At 36.6% G+C, this 24,547-nt stretch carries 19 protein-coding genes; 3 read left to right on the top strand and 16 right to left on the bottom strand.

The genetic code is table 11. The features are described 5' to 3' along the window. Window positions 1–90 precede the first annotated feature (90 nt). The 3 genes from IGM09_RS03130 to IGM09_RS03120 are packed head-to-tail and all read left to right on the top strand — an operon-like array spanning window position 91 to window position 3,439. Window positions 91–1,554, top strand: coding sequence for an ABC transporter permease subunit (locus IGM09_RS03130; protein ID WP_016617483.1), 1,464 nt, complete (start codon window positions 91–93; stop codon window positions 1,552–1,554). Continuing rightward, window positions 1,547–2,269 (top strand): amino acid ABC transporter ATP-binding protein, encoded by a 723-nt coding sequence (locus IGM09_RS03125; RefSeq protein ID WP_002355769.1) that lies wholly within the window; start codon window positions 1,547–1,549, stop codon window positions 2,267–2,269. The genes IGM09_RS03130 and IGM09_RS03125 overlap by 8 nt, the downstream gene beginning before the upstream one ends. 15 nt (window positions 2,270–2,284) lie before the next feature. After that, window positions 2,285–3,439, top strand: a complete 1,155-nt coding sequence (locus IGM09_RS03120; RefSeq protein WP_113826100.1) for a pyridoxal phosphate-dependent aminotransferase — start codon at window positions 2,285–2,287, stop codon at window positions 3,437–3,439. Between the two features lie 46 nt (window positions 3,440–3,485). Here the strand turns inward: IGM09_RS03120 and IGM09_RS03115 are convergent, their stop codons facing one another. The 16 genes from IGM09_RS03115 to IGM09_RS03040 form a co-directional block, all read right to left on the bottom strand. Then, the gene (locus IGM09_RS03115; protein WP_002366283.1) at window positions 3,486–3,797 is read right to left on the bottom strand and encodes a hypothetical protein; all 312 of its coding nucleotides are present in this window, start codon (window positions 3,795–3,797) and stop codon (window positions 3,486–3,488) included. A 15-nt stretch (window positions 3,798–3,812) separates the two neighbouring features. Beyond that, entirely contained in the window at window positions 3,813–4,673 is an 861-nt protein-coding gene (locus tag IGM09_RS03110; RefSeq protein ID WP_002385041.1) for a hypothetical protein, read from the bottom strand. Beyond that, the gene (locus tag IGM09_RS03105; RefSeq protein WP_002373524.1) at window positions 4,663–6,729 is read right to left on the bottom strand and encodes a cellulose biosynthesis cyclic di-GMP-binding regulatory protein BcsB; all 2,067 of its coding nucleotides are present in this window, start codon (window positions 6,727–6,729) and stop codon (window positions 4,663–4,665) included. Before IGM09_RS03105 ends, IGM09_RS03110 begins: the two co-directional genes overlap by 11 nt. Before the next feature lie 14 nt (window positions 6,730–6,743). Then, window positions 6,744–8,006: a glycosyltransferase gene (locus tag IGM09_RS03100; protein ID WP_033624859.1), complete on the bottom strand. Its 1,263-nt coding sequence runs from the start codon at window positions 8,004–8,006 to the stop codon at window positions 6,744–6,746. Then, window positions 8,003–9,586, bottom strand: a complete 1,584-nt coding sequence (locus tag IGM09_RS03095; RefSeq protein WP_010828607.1) for a hypothetical protein — start codon at window positions 9,584–9,586, stop codon at window positions 8,003–8,005. The genes IGM09_RS03100 and IGM09_RS03095 overlap by 4 nt, the downstream gene beginning before the upstream one ends. Further along, a complete protein-coding gene (locus IGM09_RS03090) occupies window positions 9,576–11,096 on the bottom strand; it encodes a hypothetical protein (RefSeq protein ID WP_016616499.1) in 1,521 nt (506 codons plus the stop codon). The genes IGM09_RS03095 and IGM09_RS03090 overlap by 11 nt, the downstream gene beginning before the upstream one ends. 13 nt (window positions 11,097–11,109) lie before the next feature. Beyond that, the gene (locus IGM09_RS03085) at window positions 11,110–12,318 is read right to left on the bottom strand and encodes a hypothetical protein (protein ID WP_033624858.1); all 1,209 of its coding nucleotides are present in this window, start codon (window positions 12,316–12,318) and stop codon (window positions 11,110–11,112) included. A gap of 81 nt (window positions 12,319–12,399) precedes the next feature. Then, a complete protein-coding gene (gene dnaI, locus IGM09_RS03080) occupies window positions 12,400–13,329 on the bottom strand; it encodes a primosomal protein DnaI (protein ID WP_002355760.1) in 930 nt (309 codons plus the stop codon). Further along, window positions 13,329–14,738, bottom strand: a complete 1,410-nt coding sequence (locus IGM09_RS03075) for a replication initiation and membrane attachment family protein (RefSeq protein ID WP_010713833.1) — start codon at window positions 14,736–14,738, stop codon at window positions 13,329–13,331. The genes dnaI and IGM09_RS03075 overlap by 1 nt, the downstream gene beginning before the upstream one ends. A gap of 15 nt (window positions 14,739–14,753) precedes the next feature. Further along, window positions 14,754–15,236 carry a transcriptional regulator NrdR gene (nrdR, locus tag IGM09_RS03070; protein WP_002381296.1) on the bottom strand — a complete coding sequence of 161 codons (483 nt, stop codon included), beginning with the start codon at window positions 15,234–15,236 and terminating at the stop codon, window positions 14,754–14,756. Between the two features lie 179 nt (window positions 15,237–15,415). Next, entirely contained in the window at window positions 15,416–16,015 is a 600-nt protein-coding gene (gene coaE / locus IGM09_RS03065) for a dephospho-CoA kinase (RefSeq protein ID WP_010713834.1), read from the bottom strand. Next, a complete protein-coding gene (mutM, locus tag IGM09_RS03060) occupies window positions 16,012–16,854 on the bottom strand; it encodes a DNA-formamidopyrimidine glycosylase (RefSeq protein ID WP_002355756.1) in 843 nt (280 codons plus the stop codon). The genes coaE and mutM overlap by 4 nt, the downstream gene beginning before the upstream one ends. Window positions 16,855–16,953: 99 nt before the next feature. Next, window positions 16,954–19,602: a DNA polymerase I gene (gene polA / locus IGM09_RS03055; RefSeq protein WP_010828604.1), complete on the bottom strand. Its 2,649-nt coding sequence runs from the start codon at window positions 19,600–19,602 to the stop codon at window positions 16,954–16,956. A 188-nt stretch (window positions 19,603–19,790) separates the two neighbouring features. Continuing rightward, window positions 19,791–20,702 (bottom strand): aldo/keto reductase, encoded by a 912-nt coding sequence (locus tag IGM09_RS03050; RefSeq protein ID WP_033624857.1) that lies wholly within the window; start codon window positions 20,700–20,702, stop codon window positions 19,791–19,793. Between the two features lie 68 nt (window positions 20,703–20,770). Further along, window positions 20,771–22,195, bottom strand: a complete 1,425-nt coding sequence (locus tag IGM09_RS03045) for a helix-turn-helix domain-containing protein (RefSeq protein WP_016618009.1) — start codon at window positions 22,193–22,195, stop codon at window positions 20,771–20,773. A 123-nt stretch (window positions 22,196–22,318) separates the two neighbouring features. Further along, window positions 22,319–24,463, bottom strand: coding sequence for a heavy metal translocating P-type ATPase (locus IGM09_RS03040; RefSeq protein WP_162782973.1), 2,145 nt, complete (start codon window positions 24,461–24,463; stop codon window positions 22,319–22,321). Between the last annotated feature and the right edge of the window lie 84 nt (window positions 24,464–24,547).

Raw genomic sequence — 24,547 nt, 5'->3', positions numbered from 1 at the left:
ATAAACCACATCATAACACAATAAATTTTTATACATTTATTCGCTTTTTTTGAATATTTATAAAAATAATACAAAAAGGAGTTTACGCAAATGACCAAATGTAAAAAATGGCTACAGACGATTTTACCAATTTTATTCTTGTTGCTCTCATTATTACCTATTAAAGAAACTTTTGCAGCCGAAACCGATCCAGTCTATGACAAAATCATCCAAAAGGGAGAACTAGTTGTCGGCTTATCCGCAGACTATGCCCCTTATGAATTTCATGCAAAAGTAGATGGTGAAGATAAAATTGTTGGTTTTGATATTTCTATTGCTCAAAAAATTGCCGACGATTTAGGCGTTAAATTAAAAATCGAAGAACTAGGCTTCGATGCTCTGTTAGGGGCCTTAAAAACTGGCAAGATTGACATGGTCATCTCTGGCATGTCGCCAACGCCTGAACGATTAAAAGAAGTAGCTTTTTCTCAACCATATATGAACGTTCAACAAAGAGTCATTGTTCGGAAAGAAGACAAAGATAAATTTCATTCCACTAAAGATTTCGAAGGCATTCGTGCAGGTGCCCAAAAGCAAACGACACAAGAAGAATTAATTAAAACCGAATTAACCGGTGCTGTCCCTACTTCTCTTCAAAAAATTCCAGATTTAATTATGAATCTAAAAAATAATAAATTAGATGCAGTCGTTATGGAAGAACCGGTTGGCGAAGCCTATGTTTCTCAAAATGAGGATTTATCTTTTGCTGATGTTACCTTTGAAAAAGGCTCAAAAGATACTGCCGTTGCTTTTCCTAAAGATGCGCCCGTTTTGACGGAGAAAGTAAATGCCTCTATTAAACAAATTAATGATCAAAAATTAATGGACGGTTATAAAAAAGAAGCCAATCAATTAATGTTCCAAAAAGATCAAAGCTTTTTACAAAAGTATGGAAAGTTCTACCTTAACGGTGCGGGCTATACCATTTTCCTAGCTTTCATTGGTGTTTTGTTTGGTGCCATTTTAGGGGCATTACTTGCCTTAATGAAGTTAGCCAATTCCAAAATTTTACGTGGCATTGCCATTGCTTATATTGAATATGTTCGTGGCACTCCTTTGCTTGTTCAAATTTTTATTGTCTATTTCGGGACAGGCGTTCTTGGTTTAGACTTATCAAAAGTAGCAGCTGGTTGTATTGCTCTTTCTTTAAACAGTGGTGCATATGTAGCAGAAATTATTCGTGCTGGTATTCAGGCGGTTAATAAAGGACAATTGGAAGCTGCTCGTTCTTTGGGAATGAATCAAAACCAAGCAATGCGATACATCATTTTCCCACAAGCTATTAAAAATATTTTACCAGCGTTAGGCAATGAATTTGTTACAGTAATTAAAGAATCTTCCGTTGTTTCAGTCATTGGTGTTTCAGAACTAATTTTCCAAGCTGGCAACGTTCAAGGAGCAAGTTTTAAACCCTTCCTACCTTACTTAATTGTATCGTTGATTTATTTCGTCCTAACCTTTACTATCTCACGTCTATTAGGTGTTGCTGAAAGGAGAATGAGTACTAGTGATTAACATTAAAAACTTACAGAAAACATTCGGAAAAAATGAAGTACTTAAAGGAATTGACTTAGAAATTGAAGCTGGTGAAGTTGTCGTAATTATTGGCCCTTCTGGCAGTGGTAAAAGTACTTTTTTACGTTGCTTGAACTTATTAGAAACACCAACTGGTGGCAGCGTTGAATTTGAAGGAAAAAATTTATTAGATAAAAATACCAACATTGATCAACTTCGTCAAAAAATGGGAATGGTATTCCAAAATTTCAATCTTTTCCCGCATAAAAATGTCTTGGAAAACTTAACGATTAGTCCTGTTAAAGTAAAAAAAGAAGCCGCTGCTGAAGCCACAGAACATGCTCTTTCTTTACTGGAACAAGTTGGTTTATCAGATAAAAAAGAAAATTATCCCGCTCAACTTTCTGGTGGGCAACAACAACGGGTAGCGATTGCTCGTGCTTTAGCCATGCGCCCTGACGTGATGCTGTTCGATGAACCAACTTCTGCCTTAGACCCTGAAATGGTGGGCGAAGTGCTATCCGTTATGAAAAATTTAGCTATTGAAGGGATGACAATGGTAGTGGTTACCCACGAAATGGGTTTCGCAAAAGAAGTCGCGGACCGTGTCATTTTTATGGATGCAGGAATTATTCAAGAAGAAGGCACACCTGAAGAAATTTTTGATGCGCCACAAAACCCAAGAACACAAGATTTTCTAAGAAAAGTTTTATAAAAAGGAGCACCTGGTATGGATCGCAAGAATATCGCAACACGTTACCAACAACCTACTGAAAATTTACTCATGGATATTGCAACATTGGCGAAAAAGACCCCAAATTTAATCGATTTATCGATTGGCGACCCTGACTTAATTACCGATGAGCGGATTATCGAACAAGCAGCTAACGATGCCAAAAACGGGCATACAAAATATACCGCTTCTGATGGTAGCGAGGCATTCATTGAGGCGGTCATTCAGTTTTATCAGTCACATTATCAATTATCTTTTCAACCGAATCAAGTCCGGGCCACAGTTGGCGCTCTGCATGGAATGTACCTTGCCTTACAAGTGATTCTAAATCCTGGAGATGAAGTGATTATTCATGAACCTTACTTCTCTCCTTATAAAGACCAAGTTCTTTTAGCAGATGGCGTTACGGTCTTTTTGCCAACCTATGAAGAAGATGGTTTCCAAATTGATGTAGCTCTTTTGAAAGAAAAAATCACGCCTAAAACCAAAGCGATTATTCTTAATTCACCGAATAACCCGACAGGCGCTGTTTTCTCTGAAGAAACTTTCAGAGAAATTGCACAGGTAGCGATTGAACACAACTTATACATTCTTTCAGATGAAGTTTATGAAGCCTTTTGTTTCCAAGAAACGTTTACTCCCATGGCTACGTTTGCTCCAGAAAATACTATCACTTTTGGTAGCTTTTCAAAAGCCTTTGCAATGACTGGTTGGCGTATTGGTTATATGATTGCCCCAGACTATATTAACGAAGTAGCCAAATTAATTAATGAAGGCGTTACGTATTCTGCGCCTACGTTGTCACAGCAAGCAGGAATCTATGCGTTACAACATTTTGACGAATTTGTAGACCCAATCGTTGAAGTGTTCCAAACACGTTTAGAGTATGTGGCCCAACGAGTAGCAAAGATCCCTTTCCTTTCGCTTCATCCAGTCAAAGGAAGTATTTACGCCTTCATTAATATTCAAAAAACTGGACTAACTTCCGTCCCTTTTGTGGAAAAGCTTTTAAAAGAGACACAGGTATTAGTGATTCCTGGAAAAGCATTTGGTGAAACAACGGGCGATGAGTACATTCGCTTAGCCGCAACACAAAATTTAGATTTATTAAAGGAAGCGTTCGATCGAATTGAAAGAATGACCTTTGAATAAAAAAGCTTCTGCATTAGCTAATAATCATAGCTAATGCAGAAGCTTTTTAGATTTCTTCTATCAATTCAATCGCTTGCCCACCAACATGCGGTGGAATCGACATAGTCATCGGTGGCAAGCCCACGACTGTGAAACGGACTTTGGTTCCTTTTTTCAAGTGAGACAGTGGGATACTTTCCTCTAACTGTTCAACAAGTATGTTTAAAATTACCCCATGAGAAAATAAGGGAACAATGGATTCTGGATCACTTTCTGCTTGGATATTTTCTAAATGTAATCGCATTGACAATGGCTGCGTCTCATTTAACACACCAGCCTCTGCTAATTTCCCTGTAAAAACAGCAATTTTTTCAGTCATTTGTTTGCCTCCTTTTTAAACATCATATTGAAGAGAATTAATTCCATCCCCTAAAAATTCTGAAGCGTTGTTAAATTCGGCAGGATCATATTTGGTATAGGAAACTTGTAATGTCAAAGTAATATTTCTTAAGGTTTCAGAATGGGCAAATTTCTCTTGAGCTTGTTGTTTGAATTCTTTTCTAGTAGTGTATCCGTCATCCCCATCGCGGAAAATTAATAACGCCCAAGTCGGCGGTGTGCCGTCGATAAAGTATGGTAAGAAGCGATCATCCGTTGTCTCTTTAATCGCCGCTGTCACGATTTGTAGCAATTCATTCTTTTGTTCAGGACTTAATAAGTTACGAATACTTTCCCAATAGGCCACTCGGATTACGACTAAATATAACGGCGCTTCATAACGTGTAGAAATATCAGAAAATAAATCGAATCCTTCCTCGTACATTTTTGCTGTTCTTAAATTAGTTACTGCATCTAACGCATTTAACCGTGAAGTTTCTTTACGTAAGCGAATATTTTCTTCTTCAATCGTACGAATTTGATAAGTCACTGCATAGATTGTTAAACAGTAGAGTGGCGGCATGATTAGCCAAAATAATGAGCCATAGCTAAACAAATCATGATAGACATACTGATATACAACATAAGTCAATTGTAGAAAAATAAATATAAGCGAAAATGTTAACCCCGCTGTAATTCCTACAAAATAGGTAACAATAATTAAGATAACTGAAATTAATAGACAACTTAAGTCCACAAAGAAATCATTCGTTCCTAAGGCCATAAAGATGGTTGTGCCGACAACCAAAACAATTCCTACCAACAAAGTTAAATCCAAAAGTAAGGTCACTCGTTTTTGATTCACTCTATTCCCCACCTTTCAAATTCTTCTTCACGATGAAGAACGCACTTAATCCAATAATGGTCATACCAATTAAGAAGACAAATAGATAAATCATTAATTTATGATTATTGACAATTCGTTTACCTAATGATTCGTTGCTAACGTTGCTTACACGTTTTTTGAAACGATAATCATAGCGACGATAGTTCGGATCGACCACAATGGCATCTCCTTTGTACATAGAAGTATTCTTCTCTGTATTCACTTGTGTAGAGGCTAAAAAGACACCTTGTGATTTAGCTCCTGTTAAGATTAACGCCGCGGCTTTCGCATTATATGGAGAAAACATTAGCTGCGCCGTACCGATTTGTTTACCATAATCTTTTTCGATACTCAGTTTCTCGTTTGAAACAAAACGTGTGAAGTCCTTATCATAATGGAAATACAACTGATCGTTTAACTTACGAATCATCGGATTATCCTTAGGCGTACCAAAAATAATCAAGTTATGATTTTCTAATGCCGCATTTTTAGGCGCTTTTTTATAATACGTAATCTCACCGACATTACTTTCGGCATAATTACCAATTAAGTTAAATAAATTGGTCAACACTTTAAAATAGTTGTCGTCCATTTTTTCTGGTAATAAAATCGCTAAATCAGCAAAAGAACGGCTTCTGATAAAAATGTTCGGATAGTTGTTAAATAATATGTCATTCAGTTCTTCTGTTTGAATAAATGCATTCGAATTATTTTCAATAAAGGCCCATGGAGTCTGACCATTTCGTAAAACTTCTGGTGATTTAACATTCAAATCAAAAGCAACTTTTAAAACAAAACTATCAGCAATTTCTAAGTTCTTTGGAAATTCGAGATTTAATTCATCACCGTTCGCACGAGCAGCGGTTAATTTCTTGCTGCCAATTGGTTTATCATTGGCGTAAACCGTCACTAAAGAAGAATCAAAATCTAAGTTTTCAGCGTATTTAAAATGTAAATGCACGCGACTGCCATTGGCATTGTTTCGATCCACTGGTAAATTGACAAAGTACGTTTGTTCTTGGTGATAGGCCCCTTCTAGCTTGTCCCCCGTTGAGGTTAATGGATAATTACCATCAAATTCTAAAGTTGAACTAAATGTATCGGTATTCTCATCAACTGTTGTCTCTTCTTTATCTGTTTGGGTCATTAATTCATAATTGGCTAAATAACGTCCCGCACGAACAAGTAAGTCCTCATCTTTAGAAGTAGCTACTAAAACATGCTTATCTGGTTGATTGAAAAATTTTAAGACAGCCTGGTCCTCCACGCGTTTGCTATCAATTTGACTTTTATACTGATCTGGTAATTTATCATAGCTGGCAATAATCAACTGATAGGGTGCTGACTGTTCTTTGTTCAAAGAAGCCATTGGCAACAATTCTTCTGAGGTAGTAATCAAACGAGCAGCACCAGCTAACGCATGGGTCGCTGCAGCTAATTCTTTTTCCGATGCATTTTCTGGTGTCAAAATAACACTGTGTTTATTCGCAATCGTGTCTGCTCCCACAAAATGATTATAAAAAGAATGAATTGTATTCTCTGGTAATTGTAAATCGTATTGGAAGTTTACGTTAGATCCTTCATACATCGTTAACCAATTTGCCGGAGTTTCAATTAAATTATACATGTCGTTTCCTGCCTGATTAATAATTTGGCCCTCAACAGTCAATGTATTTGTCTCTTTAATCAGTTCCAAAGGGATTTCAATCGTCTTTTGTTGAATACCAGTCGTATTTTCAGGACGCCAAGAATAAAACTTCACACCATTAACTGCCACAGTTAAATCTGAGGTCTGATTATTTTTTAATTGTGTGATTTGGTAGGTCATATTGAATGATGCTTTTTTTACGTCCCAATAATCAATTTTTGTAAAATACATGGTGCTACGGACAGAAGTACCTGTTAAAGAGATTGTTTTATTTTGAAAAGGTTGTGTAAAGGTATGGTTGTCTTGTTCTTTGTTTTCGGCGTATACGGTCGGACTTGCGACACCAATCAGAATTGCCAGAAAGAACAACCCTATTAAAGTGACTGTTTTTTGTTTCATTGCACGTTTCCTCCTTATTTAAATCGTTCAGTTTTGTACCATTTTGTTTGTGTTTGTTTATGAAAAACATTTTCTTTAATATACATCACCATGCCATAAGCGGCGACTACTAGCCACATCTGACTGTATGTAATATACATCAAGGCAATAATTAAGATATTCTCTAAAGTCATTTCGCCTTTTTCGGTCGTAATACTGACAAAAGTACTGAAAATAAATAACAAAATCGCTAACAACCATAAGGAATTGCTAAATCCTTGCAGGGTCGTTGTTAAGTAACCAGACATTGATAAAACTAACATGATGTCTGACAAAACGAGCGATGTCATTAAGAGAAAATAAATGGACAAGAAATATAAAATATCAAAACGGATCCGACTCGCTTTAGGATTAAACAATAATTTAGCATTTTTAACAATGACATAAATATTGCCTTTAACCCATCGCGTCCGTTGTCGGAACCAAACTGACAAAGTTTGCGGCTCTTGCTCCCACGTCACTGCTTTTGGTTGAAACTTAATTTTATAGCCCATCATATAGATGCGAAAGCTGATTTCTGTATCTTCGGCTAACGCTTTGTCATCCCAGCCGCCAATGGCTTCAATAATACTGCGACGAACAATGAAATTTGTGCCAGGAATCGTGCATAACTTAAATAATTGAAAACGACCGGCTTGTGCCATCCATTGAAAGGCCAGTGTTTCGATATTAATAAAGCGTGTCAACAGGCTTGCATTGCGATTTCTCGTTCTAAATTTACCAATAACCGCGCCGTATTCCTCACTAGCGATTAACTCTCCAACTAAATAACGGAGTGCATTCGGTTCAGGTGTATTGTCTGCATCATAAATGGCAATCACGTCCCCCTTGGCTTGCTTGAAACCAATGTTTAAGGCATTAGACTTACCTTTCCCACCTGTTATATTGTCTGTATTAATAATCTGCAAATTTCGATTAATCGCCTTTTTTTGGACATTCGCTAAAAGCTCAGCACTATTATCACTTGAGTTGTCATTAATCACAATAATTTCATAGCGATCTTGCGGATAATTAAAATTCAATAACGCTTCAACTGTCCGCACAATGACAATTCCTTCATTATGGGCCGGCACCATAATTGAAACAAACGGCGCGTCTTCGTCCTCTACAGGTGGCGGTGCGACAGGATCTGTTTTTAAATAATAAACATAGCCAAAAATAACTAAGAGAATATTTACAATTAGTAGACTCCAAATAATGATAGTTGCTGTTAACATTACAATGTCAGCAATGGTCATTTGTCTTCCTCCTTATTAATATATTTCGACCGATAATTCTTTCGTCCAATCATAAACAAAATAATCAGGATGATTAAAGTCAGCGTGACAACGCCAATCAAAATATTGTTTGTAATACTGAAAAAGAATGAAAATAAGCCTGTAAATCGTTGTTTTTCAACTGTTGAGGCCCCTGTATCAGCCAAACCATTGACAATTTGATTGTTTAAGAAGAACCGATTATTCCGAAATTCGATTTTCTGCGTTTGTGTTTGAACAGTGAAATGTTGATCCGCTTCTGAAACACTAAACACTATTGGTGCTTCCTTGACTTCTTGAATTAGATGATCCACTTCTTTTTTAGAATTTGGAAATGAAAAACTAATGGTGGTCGGCATTGGAAATCGATAGTCATTCGGATTATCTTTATCCGTCCATTCAATCCCCGATAAATAATCATAGGGTAAATCAAACAAAGCATTCTTATAAGTGATTGATTCTCCCGTTTGGTTTCGATAAAAAACGCGTTCAATCGGCGGATTTTCTCTTAGAATCACTGTATCACTAATTGCTAGACCATCCTCTTGGTATTGAAGGTCTTGATTCCAGTATCCTGGAGCAGAAATGCCTACTGGATAGACATGTCTGTCGACCAATAAACTAATCTGCTGCTCCATCAATTGTTTCAAAGCACGTTGGTCATTTAAATCAACATTGTTAACGACCGGTGTTTCTAAGAAAATAACCCCCGTCGAAGCAAACGCACGTAACGCATTCGTAAATAGTTTATAAGGTAAAATCGTATTGTTTTGTGAAACGCTCGTACTGGATAAAATATAAGGATACGTGGTTTTAACTAATTCTTCTTGCAAATAGGTTGCGACGGACATATCTCTTAACGGGTTAAAATCAGAAATCGTCAAAAACGGCCGTGACATTTTTTCACTTTCCAGCCATTGACTAATTACGTCCAAGCTTTCTAAAAAAACAGCGCCTTTGCGTTCAAACATTGGGAGAAAAGCATGCCCATTCTCAATTACACCAAATGGATATTCTTCTGGTGCTAATTCTTGTGTTTTTAATCGACCAACTGTCTGACCTTGCGTATTTTCCAGCACAACTGATTGATCTTGAAAAGGCAATACTTGAGAAAAGCGGTTTTTTTCATCTTCTAACCGATATTGACGATGACTTAATTCTTTCCATGTACCGCTAAAATATTGTTTTTCATCGTCACGCATGTTTCGACCAATGTGTAATTGTTTACCTTTAAAATGAACTCGATCTGCTAGAAAATCAGAGGCAATAACGCCGGCTTGTTCAGGCCAATTCACCATAGAAATCAAACTGTCATAGCCATCATTTAGCAATTCGCCAGGCACATAATCTGATACCGCCACACTCTGAACTTCTACTCCAAAACTCGTCAACACTCGTTGTAAAGCATCCACATCATTTTCTTTTTTCCCAGCAATATTCAAGCTGTCATAGACAAGTAAGACATGTTTACTTGGTGCAGCCAGCGTCGGTTTGGCAAAGCCACAAAAAACGAAAAAGAGTAAGAAACACACCCAGCCAATAAGATATTGTTTATTTTTCAATTCCCTCTACCTCCCCAATGACTTGTGGTGCTGTATCTTGCCACATTCGTTTACCAATAACATCAGAAACAATTTGTAACAAGAGAAAATCTAAAAATACTGAGACTAAAAACAAATGACGTACTAAGTCACTATCCCCATCAATAATAATTGTTGAAATGAAAACAACTAATAAATTTAGATAAATTCCTGTCATTAAAAAGAAGCGAAAAACTAATCTGGGTTCGTTTCTCTTGAGTCCTCTGTATAAACCAACGCCATATAAACCAAACAGAATCACGCCTAATAACAGATAGAAAGCAAAGTTTTTAGGAAAAAAACTGGCTTTAATACGGTTATACACCATAAAAAATTTAGATTGTTCCAGCGGTGCACGCCCCGTCGTTTTCTCAAAATTCCCCACATTATTCGGCTTTACTAAGTAAACATTTGGGACCGCTGAATTCAGTCCTTGCCATAATTCAGATGGATAATTTAAATAATTCAATAACACCCATCCAAAACTCGTTTTATCAAAAAAATCTTTTTTCATTTGTTCAGAAGTTGGTGATACAGGACTGTATTCTTCAAAGTAGGAACGTCCCTTTTGCAACCCATATTGCGGGTTGATTCCGCCCTCTGACATCCGTTTATCTGGAACCTTACTATCCTTCATTACACCGCGCGTCATACTGTGGTAGACATCACGTTCATAGATATCGTTAGGAACGATAAAAGCTGCTAACGTTGTAAAACCAATCAACGCAATTAAAAAGGCCGTCATTGACAATCGTTGGTAACGTTGTGACAAGTAGACAAAAAATCCTAATCCAGCAATAATTACGCCAATAATCAGCAAATATTCTTGGCGTGTTGTCCCTATTAAAAGTACTACTGCTTGTGCCAAGATAACTAAAACTATTCTTCTAAGCCAAGTTCGTGGTTTCGTCACCCGATAAAAATAGACTGAAAATGCTAAGACACTCACAGAAAGTAAAAAACTCGTCGCTTCTGTATAAAAGGAATTAAAATAAATCGTATAGGAGGTATCCCCCAAGATGAAAATAACCAACAAGGAGATAAGATAACTTTTTTTCAAAGATACGCCTTCGGTTAAGCCTCGTACCAGAATATAAATTGACACTAAAAAACAACTAAGATAAACGAAACCTAAGAAACGAATATCGAAAAGTGTTTGACTATAAAAAAGTTTATTAAGCCAAATGGCAATGGTGATGAAAAATTGTTGAGTGGAAACAAAGTGCGTCGTTGTTTCATTAAAATAACGCATAATTGAAAAGTCTTTAACAAAATAGGCCACATTGTCGTAGCTATCACCATTGACACGATAAAGACTATTTGAATTTAACACACGAAAATACTCGCCATTATCTCCCAAGCCATTAATCGGATAAACAAATAACAAAATGCTTGTCACTAACCCAATCCCTAAAACGGCCAAAAGACTTGGAGAAATATAACGACTCAACCATTTAAAAGCCGAGTTCATGTGTTTTTTGATCTTTTCCATGCTTTCACCTCATCTAGAAATCATAGGCCAAAAGAGCCATTAAGTTATTATAGGAATAGACTTGTTTCGTAACTTTATCACCAAATCCTCCATAAATCGGACTGCTTGAATCCATAATTTGAAAATTATTAAGTACTGTAATTGCCGCACGATACAACTCTTTGTCATTTTCGGCAACACCAATTAAAGCCGCTATCGCATAACTAGCTGCAGATTGATTTTTATCCACGGGCGATCCATTTAAATCATACGAGTTAAAAAGCGTTCCTTGCTGAACTTGTTTTCGCACAAAATCAATACTAGTCTGCTTCGCCATACCCACTTCACTTAAATGGACAATCGTTAATAAAGATTCAATAATATTAAGTGTTCCGTTGTTTTCGTATTTATTTGTTTGATGATTAAACTTCGTTTGATAAAGAGGTAAATCATCAGAAATATAGCCATCGTCTATTAATTGGTAATGATACTGCAAGTAGTCTGCTGAAATCCCAAATTCTTTGTATAGATAACCCAGCGTAATTAAGTCAATATAAAACAAAGAAGTTTCTGAAGACTGTTGTTTTGATTTACTATCGTAAAAATCAATTAGAATATTATCTTTCATAGAGGTTTCCATAAAACTCTTGCCTAATTTTTTAATTTCTTGATCATACTGATCTGTTTTAAAATGCCCCCCTGCTTCAATTAATGAACGAATGATCCGTAAATCATCAATCGAGGCATTGACACTGTATTTATTGCCTTGCTCGTCAATTCGGTAACTAAATTGGACGCCGTCGTAAAAGGTGTCTTTCGTCTGCTTGTAAAAATTATCAAAACGTCCCTGCGTATCAAAAGCTAAATTACGCAAATATAGACCCGAAGACTCACTTAGCAACTCATGTCCTGTGGCGACATCTTTGCGTTCAGCATCTGGTAAATAATTGGTTAAAAAGCCGCCGTCTGTTTTGAGCCGGGTTTCAATAAAAAACTTCAACAAATCTTTGCGTTCAGCGGTTTCTTTTGTGTGAAATTCATGTTTTGTTAAAAAATGTTGTTTGTCTGTCGACATTAAGCGTTGAATTTTTGGATTCACTTTTTCCACCTCTACTTTATAGGATTTTTCTCTAAACAAAAGAAAATATCCTCCCAGAAGCACCACGAATACCCCAATAAAAATCCAAAGTTTTCTCTTCATTGTTACGCCTCTTTTCCTCACTTCTTTATTGTCAGTGTACACAAAAGTACTTGTTTTTGCGAAACTTACGCTACCTCTTCAAGCGCAAGAAAAAAAGCAATCCATAAAAATAAAAGGATTGCTTTAACCGTTTCGTCGATCATTTCCTGTCATCGTAATCTCTTTTGACAGATAACGCACACGTTCCATAATTCGTCTGGCTTTTAGCGGCTCTTGTTCTCCTCGTTGCGTCACGGTTAAATGCTCTTCTAAAGCTTTTAAATCTAGATTGGAAGAGAAAAAAGTAACTAATTGTTCTTGCATTCGGTATTGCAAGATTACGCTTAAAACGTCGTCACGAATCCAACTAGTCATGGATTCCGCACCAATGTCATCAATCATTAATATAGGGGATTTTTTTACTGCATCGAGCTTTTCACCAACTTGATCGCGACCAATGGCTTGCTTCATTTCTACTGTAAATGTTGGAAAATGAACAATTGTCGTAGTAAATCCACGTTCTGCTAAAGCATTAGCCATCGCACCTAATAAGAAAGATTTTCCTACACCGAAGGGGCCTTGTAAATAGAGCCCTTTATGAAATTCTTTTGGTGTCGCAGGATATTCTCTTAAAAATTGCATTGCTTCTGCTAACGCTTTGGCTCGACCTTGAGAAGATGGATCGAAATCTCGTAAATTTGCTTCTCGGACATCTTTTGGCATGTCCATTGCCCTTACTCGATTACGAATTTCTTCTTCCTTCTGACGGGCGATTAAATCAGCCGTTGGGACATATGTTACATCAATGTAATGAAAATTCAACATTAATCTTGGCTCATAGCCGGGGGCAATCATTGCCGGATCGTTTAATTGAAATTTCTTTTTTTCTTGAACAAATTCATACAGCTTAGCATAACTTTTACGAATATCTTCATCGGTTAAACGCTCTCGGTTTGCTTGTATAAAGGCTTGAACATCTTGATCTTTCAATACTTCGTTAACTAGCTCTTCATATCGTTCATTGATGTCACGCTTCTGGATAATTTTTGACATTTCTTTTCCTACGTCTTCCATCATTGGTCACCTCCTTGGTTTAAAAATTCTTGAATTTGTCGATCTAACTCGGCTTGTTCTTCTGGGGAAAGTTTTGTTTCATCGTTTGGCTGATCGGCCCATTCTGGCAATCGCTCTTGTCGAACAGTTTGGCGTTTCCCTGAATAATTTTGTTGTCGCTGTTTTTGTTTGTTTTGGCTTTGTTTAGCCAATTCTCTGACATGTTCAATTGCTTTTTCTGGTGAATGAATGCCACTTTGTCCCCATTCATTCGCAATTCGATTCACATACTCCGCTTTTAAAGTCGGTTGTTGTTGAATATTGTAAACATAGTTAATCAAAATATTAATCACACTAGTCGGTAAGCCTGATTTAGCAACCAAATATTTCACTAATGAACGTTCTTGTGGTGTCGTATAGCCGCCTCGACTATTTTTTAAAGCTTCTAAATATTGAATAGGCGGATTCTTTTCACTATCCATAATCATTTGAATATCCAGTTCAGAAAAACCATTCATTTTTAATGCGTTATATCGATACGTTTGTTGCTCTTCCACCGTCAATTGTACTTGCTTGTTTGTCACTATGTTTGTTGGTTGTGGTTTTTTATCAGGATCAAACGCTTGATGAATCGTTCGCACTAATTCCTTAGGCAAAATTCGACTTGTATAATAGTCAAATGATTTCGAAGCAAAGTCTACCATATCTAACTCATTGATGCCATATAATTGATGAAAAACATAGACTTCTTCTTGAAAACTAGCCTCATCTTCAGGCAATTGTAAACCTAAGCGGTGCAAACCTTCCACAAAATAGTGCCAATCAAAAGAATCTGTTGATACAGAAATTTTCTTCGCTTTTTCTTGTTGAGAAAAAGTTTCTTGAATCGTTGTCAATCGGTTCGCTTCGGAAACAATTTGTTCTTCTTTAAAGGCATAAACCTCTTGAAAGCTAGCGGAAACATTTTGATAGCCCTCTGTTTTGGTAGGATGCGGTTGGAACTTTTGCACTAATTGATCAAATTTCCGTTGTCCAACCCGATTAAATAACACTAAAGCTAACACTTCATCTTTAAAAAAACGAGCGGCTGTTTCAGGTGCTTTTAAATAATATAAATAACAATCTCCTAATTCCCGATCTGTTTTTTTATACGTTTCTAGCAACCCAATGCCTTCTAATTTGTAGCAAGCTTCTTCTAATTGTTGACAACTCAAGTCCAGCAAACTAATTAAATCTGCATGAAACAGCGAGCCATTCTCCTCTGAATCTGTTGTTTCAGATAACAAAAGCCAATATAAACTAAACGCATTGGCGCCGACAATTGGTTGATATAAAAAGGTTAAAACCTCTTTCTCTTGATCAGAAAGCGGTGAATCAATAACCGCTTGAAAAATATTTTTTGGTTGGATTCTTTGCCGATTTCCTTTCAAAGAAAGACCTCCTTTTTAATTTTCTGAGTCAGGAGAAGAAGATTTTGCTTTGTCGACAATGTCCTGTAACTCTTTCAAAAACACGCTCATATCTTTGAATTGTCGATAAACACTCGCAAAGCGGATGTAGGCAATTTCATCTAGATTGACTAAATCTTCCATCACATATTCACCGATAAGCGTTGTAGAGACTTCATTTTCCCCTAAACTACGCACTCGATTTTCAACATTATCGACAATTTGAACCATTTGTTCCATAGCAACAGGTCTTTTTTCCGCAGAGCGAATGAGCCCACGCAAAATTTTATCACGATTAAATTCTTCACGATCCCCATTTTTCTTGATTACAAGTAATGGCGCCGCTTCAATTCTTTCAAATGTAGTGAACCGATAACTGCAATTTTCACATTCACGACGACGGCGAATTGCACGTCCATCATCTGCTTGACGGCTATCAATAACACGGGAATTATTATGATGACATCTTGGACAACGCATAACGTTCACCTCTTCTATTCTGTATAATTTTTGTTGCCTATATTATAACATGAAATTGCGCTATTACTAGGTCTTTAGAACTGGTTCTTAGTTGAATCTTTGCCATTCTTTAATAAAAACAAAGACTTTCACTGTTTTTTCTGAAATTTTCAAAACATTTTACGCCATTTAAAAAATATTCACTTCTTTCCAGTTTGTTTCTCTAGCCACTTCTTCACTTGCTGTTCCGTTTCTTCTCTAGTTCCTTGGTTATCAAACACGATATCTGCTCGTTCTTTTTTCATTTCAATCGGCCATTGGCTAGCAATTCGTTGTTGCGCTTCTTCTTCTGTTAATTGGTTTCGGGCCATCAGACGCTCTTTTTGAATCTTTTCTGGTACATATACCACAGCAACTTGATCCATGATCGCCTCATAATGAGCTTCATAAAGCAGAGGAATATCAACAATAACCAGGGCGGCTTTCTTTTTAGCTTCTTCAATTTGACGTAAAATTTCTTTTCTTAAAAAAGGTTTCAGCGTTTCATTTAACAGCTCTCTTTTTTGAGGACTAGCGAAAATTAATTGTCCTAACTTTTTCCGATCCAATTCACCAGTTGTTAATACTATTTCTGGTCCGAAAGTTTCAACGATTGCGGCTAAGGCTGGTTGCCCTTTTGCAACAATTTCTCGGGCGATAATGTCGCCGTCAACAATTGGATAACCCGCTTTTTTAAAAAGAGCAACAACCGTACTTTTACCTGTCGCAATCCCTCCTGTAATGCCTAAAACTTTTGTCATTTCAATCGACGACCTTTCAATTGTTGGCATTGTGGACAATAATGCGTACCACGTTGTGCCACTTTTGTTTTAACAATTGGCGTACCACAACGATTGCAAGGTAAGCCTGTTTGCCCATAGACATTCAACGCTACTTGAAAAGTCCCTGCTTCTCCTAACGCGTTTAGATAGGTGCGGATGGTGGTTCCACCTGCTTCAACAGCGCGTGCCAAGACGTCAATGATTGCTTGATACAACGTAGCAACTTCCGCAGGTTTTAAGGAATCTGCTGGTTGTTCTGGATGGATTTGCGCTTGCCAAAGTGCTTCATCTACATAAATATTCCCCAAGCCCGTCACTAGCTTTTGATCTAACAGCAATGGCTTAATTGCTTTATGATGCTTTTTCAAGCCTTGTTGAAAAGTAGCTAATTGGAAAACGTCTGGTGTTGGCTCTGGGCCCAAAGCTAAAATCCCTTTATATTGATGACCTTGATTCTTAGGAACCAATGTCATACGGCCAAATTTCCGTACATCTAAATAACGTAATTGCGTGCCATCTGTAAAAGTAAACATTACATGGGTATGTTTGGCAATTTCATCATCAGCCTGATGAAACTCATATTTTCCTTCCATCCGTAAGTGAGAAATCATATCATTATCAGACAATTTAAAAATCAGAAATTTTCCTCTTCGCTCAATCCCTTCAATCGTTTGACCAGCTAATTGACCTTGAAATACATCAACTTCTGGTGATTCAATAATTCTTGGCCAAAAAACAATGACTTCTTGAATGGTTTTTCCTACAACAAGTTTTTCAAGTCCTTTTCGCACTGTTTCTACTTCTGGTAATTCTGGCATTATTTTTGCTCCTTTATATAAAGAGGTCTGAACGCTTAGATATCAACGTCCAGATCCTACTTATCCTTATTTTATTCATCGTTCTTAATGGGTAAGCTATTATTTTGCTTCATACCATGTTTTTCCCCAACTGCTATCGGTGATAAGTGGCACATGTAAGGAAACTGCGTGCTCCATCACTTCTTTGACGAGTTGATTTAATTGTTCTAATTCTGATTCTGGTACTTCAAAAACTAATTCATCGTGCACTTGTAATAACATTGTCGCTTGTAATTTTTCTTCTTTTAAACGACGCGCCATTTCAATCATCGCAATTTTTAAAATATCTGCGGCACTTCCCTGAATCGGTGTATTAATCGCTGTACGTTCAGCGAACGAACGTAGATTAAAGTTTCTTGAATTAATATCACTTAAATAACGACGGCGATGATACAATGTTTCCACATAGCCTTTGTCTTTGGCATCGCGGACTATCTCTTCCATATACTGCTTCACGCCTGGATATTTTTCAAAATAGGTGTCAATATATTGTTGTGCTTGCTTCCTAGTAATGCCTAAGTTTTGGGACAAGCCATAATCACTGATACCATAGACAATTCCAAAATTCACTGCTTTAGCTTGACGACGCATGTTAGGTGTGACATCTTCTGCTTTTTCAACACCGAAAACTCGCATTGCAGTGCTGGCATGGATATCTTGTCCTTCCACAAACGCTTCTTTTAAATGCTCATCATTAGAAATATGTGCGAGCACACGTAACTCAATTTGAGAGTAATCAGAAGAGAAAATCAACCAATTATCCTCTCTTGGTACGAAGGCTTCTCTAATTTTCCGGCCTTCTTCTAAACGGATAGGAATGTTTTGTAAATTGGGATCTACTGAGCTTAATCGTCCTGTTTGTGTCAGTGTTTGTACATACCGAGTATGAATTTTATTATCTGGCTGAATTACTTTTAAGAGTCCTTCAACATAGGTCGATTGAATTTTGGCAATTTGACGATAAGTTAAAATATCTGCCACAATTGGTGCTTGTTCTTTTAGTTGTTCTAAAACATCTACCGCTGTTGAATAGCCGGTTTTCGTCTTTTTGATCACAGGTAAGCCCATTTTTTCAAATAAAATAACGCCTAATTGTTTAGGTGAATTCAAATTAAATTCTTCGCCAGCTTCTGCATAGATTTTTTCTTCGATTTCTTTCAGACGTTCTGAAAATTCTACTTGCATTTCTTTTAAGCGCGTGGCATCAACACGGATACCAGTTATTTCCATATCGCCTAAAATACGAGAAAGTGGTAATTCCATTTTATAGAATAAATCAGCTTGATTCTTTTCTGTTAATTCGCTATCTAATTTGCTTGTTAAAAATTGAATTGCTTTAATCTTACGTGCTAAATGACCAAAGAAAACTTCTTCGTCCTCTGGCAAGCCTTTTTTGGCCCCTTTTCCATAAATCGCTTCATCAGATTGAATCGCATCATATCCGTAATGTTGTGCTACGCCTTCAATATCAGCGTTATTGTCATTGGTATCAAGTAAATAAGCAGCCAATAAAACATCAAAGGCAATTCCTGTCATTTTTCCTACATAGCGATTTAGTGCAACGTACGTCCGTTTTGCATCATAGACATTTTTTTTACGTGTCTCATCCATCAACCAGTCGATAAATGGCTGACTTTCAAAAACAGCTAAATTATTCGTGGTATAAATCTTCTTGTTATTGCCCCAAGCAAGGCCGACAATCGGTGACGTATGATAGTTATCTGCCATCATCTCAACATAAAGAGCCATATCGTCTGTAAACATTTCATTGGTTAACTGATCTTCAACTACTTCAAATAAAATATCTTCCATTTCAACAGGTTCTTCTGTAATGTCCAACTTAGCTAAAAATTGTTTAAAGTCCATTTCTTTATAAAAAGGAACCAATTTTTCTAAGTTCTTCCCTTCATATGCCAAGTCTTCCACATTGACTTCGACTGGTGCATTGACTTCAATTGTCGCTAAACGTTTAGAAAGAAAGGCTTGCTCTTTATCATTAATCAAGTTTTCTTTCATTTTGCTTTTTTTCATTTCATCGATATTCTCATAAACCCCTTCAACTGAGCCATATTGTTTTAACAGCTTAATCGCGGTTTTCTCACCGATTTTCGTTACACCTGGAATGTTATCCGACGTGTCGCCAGCCAACCCTTTCATATCAATAATTTGCTTAGGCGTTAACCCATCATATTTTTCAGCAATATGCTCAGGCGTATATGATTCAATATCGCTAACTCCTTTAACAGTGATATCTACTTTGACAGTGTCCGTCGCTAATTGTGTCAAATCTCGGTCCCCTGATAACACGACAACATCAAATTCATCTTTATCAACTTTGTTGGCTAATGTACCAATAATATCATCTGCTTCATAGTTAGGTAGTTCATAATATTTTACGCCTAAACCTTCTAAAAGTTCACGAATATACGGCATTTGTTCTTTAAATTCCCCCGGTGTTTTTGAACGTCCGGCTTTATATTCTGAATAAAATTCTGTTCTGAATGTGGTTTTCCCTGCATCAAAAGCGACTAAAACATGAGTAGGCATTTCTTTTTGCATTACATTTTCAAACATATTGTTAAATGCATAAATAGCATTTGTATGCAAGCCGTTCTTATTTTTGAATCGTTCTAATGAGTTATGTAGCGCAAAAAATGCACGAAAGGCTACACTGTTTCCATCAACGAGTAATAATTTTTTTTTGGTCATTTTTTTCCCCTCATCTTTAGCAAACTAGTTTCCTTTCTATTTTAACAAAAAACTACAGAATTTGCAGTAGACGGCGATTGCAGAATGAAAGAAAAAGGTATTTGACATAGTTCCTTAGTGACAACTATATCAAATACCAAAATCAATCAGCAATACACGCTGGATCTTCACAAGTATGAGAATCTTTTTTACGGCAAAACATTTCCCGCTGCACGATAAATATCGTACCAATCTTCGCGACTAATCACAATGTCTGCTGCTTTAGCAATTTCTTCAATTCTACCAAGATTCATACTTCCTGCGATGACTTGCATATTAGCAGGGTGGCGCAGAATCCAGCTGGTGGCTAAGCCAGTTGGCGTTGTTTGATATTTTTCAGCCAATTCGCTTAATTTTTGATTTAACTCAGGGAATTTTTCATTTCCAATAAAGACACCTTCAAAATAACCATATTGGTACGGTGACCATGCTTGAATAGTCATTTGTTTCAACCGTGAATAATCTAAAATACCATGATCATAATCAATGCTTCCTGATATTTCCATATTTGTTTGTAAGCCTTGATCCACCATGCCAGTATGCTTGATGCCAAATTGTAATTGATTGGCTAATAATGGTTGTTTAACAGCTGTTTTTAAAAGTTCAATTTGTCCTGGCGTTTGGTTACTTACACCAAAATAGCGAACTTTCCCTTGTTTTTCTAATAAATGAAAAGCCTCAGCTACTTCTTCTGGTTCCACTAAAGTATCTGGACGATGCAATAATAATGCATCGACTGAATCTACACCTAAACGCTGTAAACTCCCTTCGACCGCTTCTAAAATATGAGCTTTTGAAAAGTCAAAAAAGCCTTGACGAATCCCACATTTTGTTTGTATAAAAATATCTTCACGACGAATGGTACTTTCTTTTAAGGCCTTACCAAAAATGGTTTCGCAGTCGCCGCCACCATAAATGTCGGCGTGATCAAAAAATGTAATGCCATGATCATAAGCAGTTTCAATTACCTGTTGAGGATTTTCAGCACCATTTAAGCGCATACATCCTAAGATAACCGAAGAAACTGTTTCGTCACTTGTACCAAATTGCAGTTGTTTCATTTTAATATCCTCCTCATCCATTCCTCTTACTTCTTCATTTTAACACTATTTAGACAAAATTGGACTTCTTACGATAGATTCGCTTCGACTTTTTCAAAAAAAGCAGGAGATAATTCCTCTGGCAAATAAACAACTGTCTCAGAAGAAAGCGCTACGTTCATCTGAAACAAATGATTGACGATTACTAGATGTGCTTGGTGAAGTTGATACGTTGGTTTTCCATAAATAATTGTAATATTCTTTTTTTCACTGAAATAGCTTTTTATAGATTGTCCCAACGCTTGTTCCTTTTCTGGAGGAAAGTCCGTCAATAGGCAAATAATATATTTTTTTTCATATAAAATCGGGTCAAATAAATCTAGGATGTGATAAAAATAGCAACTCGTCAATTCCCGTTCTTTTACTGAAGTAAAGACTGGATATAGGCGTTTTAAAAGCCTAATAAGTTTTTGTAATCTGTGCCAGGTTTGTTGATAACGAGCAGCAAGTGTTTGTTCCTGTTTATGAGCTGGCAACCATGCTTGTCCGTCTAATAAACTATTCATATGCGTACTTAAAAATCGACATAAATGAATTTCTTGATAATTAAAATGATGTTGTGTAAAATTTCTCCTAATTTCTTTCATAATAAAAATAGCTGTTTTTAAGCATAAACTTTCTATTTTCATTTGCTCATGAATAAAATACTTTCGCGCTCTCTTGCCAAAACAACCACCAAAATGTGCTTCAAGAATCACAAATAACGCTTTTTGTTCTTTAAGAGACATAAAAGAAGTGCTCAACACTTCCACACGAAATAAATAAAAAAAAGCACTTGTTTGTTGAAATAAATTAGCATTTGGCACTGAAATTTCATGCCCGCCTCTATATCGTTTCTCCCAAATATAAATTAGCCAACTAAGATGATTCTGTTGTGCTACATTTAAATCCAACTCAAAAAAGGTAATGATTTTCCGAGTCATTTCTCTGTTTTCTTCCAGACAGCTTTCTTGAAAAAACAAATAAAAACAAAGGATTAACTGTCGAATTTGCCATTCATTGCCAGTTAAATCGTAATGTTTTTGACGTACAATAATATCAAAATTAACTAGCCAACGTCGAATATTAGAAAGTTTCTTCCGAAGAGTTGATTCCTGTAATCCCAATACCTGGGTCAATTGCGCATAATTGATTCGCTCTTCAATTAGACAACGTAAAATATAAAATTCGGGAATAAAATAACAAAATTTTTGTCTAAATCGAGCCAAGCCACAAACGCATAATTCACGATATTTTACAATTCCTTTGGTCGTTGTATAAATCTTACAAAGCCCTTCTATCTTAAACGTTTCCTGCTTTTTTTCAAAACGTTGAATGTAACAATGGATGGTTTTGTCGCTCACCTTTAGTTTTTCTGCAGCCATCAAAACAGAAAATGTCTGCTCTTGTTGCAGTAAATCCAACAATTCCAACATATTTTTATGTTCAAAAGACAATAATTCCTTGAAATCCATATATCGTCCCCTTTCACTCCCTTGTTATAAGAATACGTCAAATAAGGCAAAAATTTTTTTAAGAAGAAAAAAATAGAGAACAAAAAGTATTGATTACTTTCCGCTCTCTACAATTATATCGAATTATTTTTTTGAAATATGCAGTGTCATAGCATTTGCTGCTACAATAATTGTACTTAATGACATCAAGACAGCACCTACAGCTGGATTTAAAACAATCCCAATTGGTGCAAGAACCCCAGCCGCTAAAGGAATGGCGACAATATTGTACCCAGCTCCCCACCAAAGATTTTGGATCATTTTACGTCGTGTTTGTTTGGCTAAATCTAAGAACCTTAAAATATCTTTAGGATCACTATCCGTCAGTACAACATCTGCCGAATCAATCGCTACATCTGTACCAGCGCCTATCGCAATGCCGATTGAAGCACGGGCTAAACTTGGTGCATCGTTAATACCGTCTCCTACCATCATGACCTGATGCCCCTCAGTAAGATACTGTTGCACAATTTTTTCTTTATCTTCTGGTAAGAGCTCTGCGTAGTATTCCTTCATTCCTAAATAATTAGCAACTGCACTGGCAGCTGTTTGATTATCCCCTGTTAACATGACTGGCGTAATTCCTTGCGCTTGTAACTCTGCAATAAATGTTTTAGCTTCTGGTTTGACTTTATCTCCTAAAGCAAGCAGTGCGACTAATTGACCAGCGATGATTAAATAGCTCAAGGTATTTCCTTGCTCTTGATAGTTTGTTTTAATTGTTTCATCGAAGGTTAACTGTAACCGTGCAACTTCTTTTTCATTGACTATTTTGACTTCTTGGTTTTGAACAGTAGCAACCAGTCCTACGCCTGATAAAGCTTGCAGATTATGGGCTTCATAAGGTTGAACGGCTTGTTTATTTAAATAGTTCATGATTCCAATTGCCAACGGATGATTTGCATTTTTTTCCAATGCCCCAATATATTTAAGTGCTTCTTCTCTAGTAAACTGCTTACTCATTAATTCTAAGCCAGTAACTGTAAATTGTCCTTCTGTTAAAGTTCCAGTTTTATCCAGCAACACATATTCAACCTTATTGGCTTGTTCTAATGAATTCCGATTTTTTAAAAGTAAGCCATTTTTAGCAGCAATGGAGGTACTTCTAGCAATCACTAAAGGAATTGCTAAGCCTAACGCATGGGGACAGGCAATAATAAAAACTGTAACCATTCGTTCAAATGCTAGAGACAAATCTTTCGTTACGAGTAACCAACCGATAAATGCTAACACACCTACGAATAAGGCAATATAGAATAACCACTTGGCTACACGGTCTGAAATGGATTCTAGTTTTGATTTTTCCGATTGCGCTTGTTTAACCATCTCCATAACTTTTGACAGGTAACTATTTTCACCCGTGCCAGTTACCGAAATTTCAATCATTCCGTTGCCATTGACAGCTCCACCAATCACGGAGTCACCAATGTTTTTTTCTACTGTTTTTGATTCCCCTGTAACCATCGATTCGTCGACTGTTGTACTTCCTTTCAAAATTTTACCATCTGTCGGAATTTTATCTCCCGAACGAACAATCAAGCGATCGCCTTCTTGGACATCTTGCAAAGGAATTTCTTCTTCCCCATGTTCAGTCATTCGCTTGACTGTGTCAGGCAACAGTTCAGCCATTTTTTTCAAGGCATCACCAGCATTAGAAATAGCATTCATTTCAATCCAATGACCTAAAAGCATAATAACAATCAGAGTGGCTAATTCCCAGAAAAAGTCCATCACGTGGGCCTGATTCGTAAAATGATTCATGTAAAACGCATATAAGCTGTAAAAATATGATACCGAAATCCCCATCGCAATTAACGTCATCATTGCTGGACTCTTTTGCTGTAATTCCATTTTAGCGCCACTTAAAAATGGTTGTCCACCATAAAAAAATAGCACAGTTGCTAAAATTAAGACCAACCAATCAGAACCTGGAAAAGTAAATTGAAAAGGTAATTGAAAACCCATCATTGGTGAAAGAACAATAATCGGAATAGCTAAAATCAATGACAGCCAGAATTTTTGTTTAAAATTCCCCATATGCATTGAATGGTCCATTCCCTTCATTCCTTCATGTTGGTGTGACATAGCCATTTGTTCATGCGCCATGTCATGATTCATGTGATTCATTTTATCGTGGGACATTGTTGGCTGTTTTTCCTGATGTTGTTCATGATTATGTTTTGCTGACATATGATCCCTTCTCTTCTTAAGTATTTTCATCTTAAGCATAGCACAAGATGAAAATTGTTAGAAATAATTACTTTTTTTAGTTTAGAAAAAAAAAGAGCTGAATTTTGCGTATGTATATTTTAA

This window comes from Enterococcus sp. DIV0167 (assembly GCF_050541555.1).
Classification (GTDB): Bacteria; Bacillota; Bacilli; order Lactobacillales; family Enterococcaceae; genus Enterococcus; species Enterococcus faecalis.
This window is presented reverse-complemented; position numbering and strand designations above follow the sequence as displayed.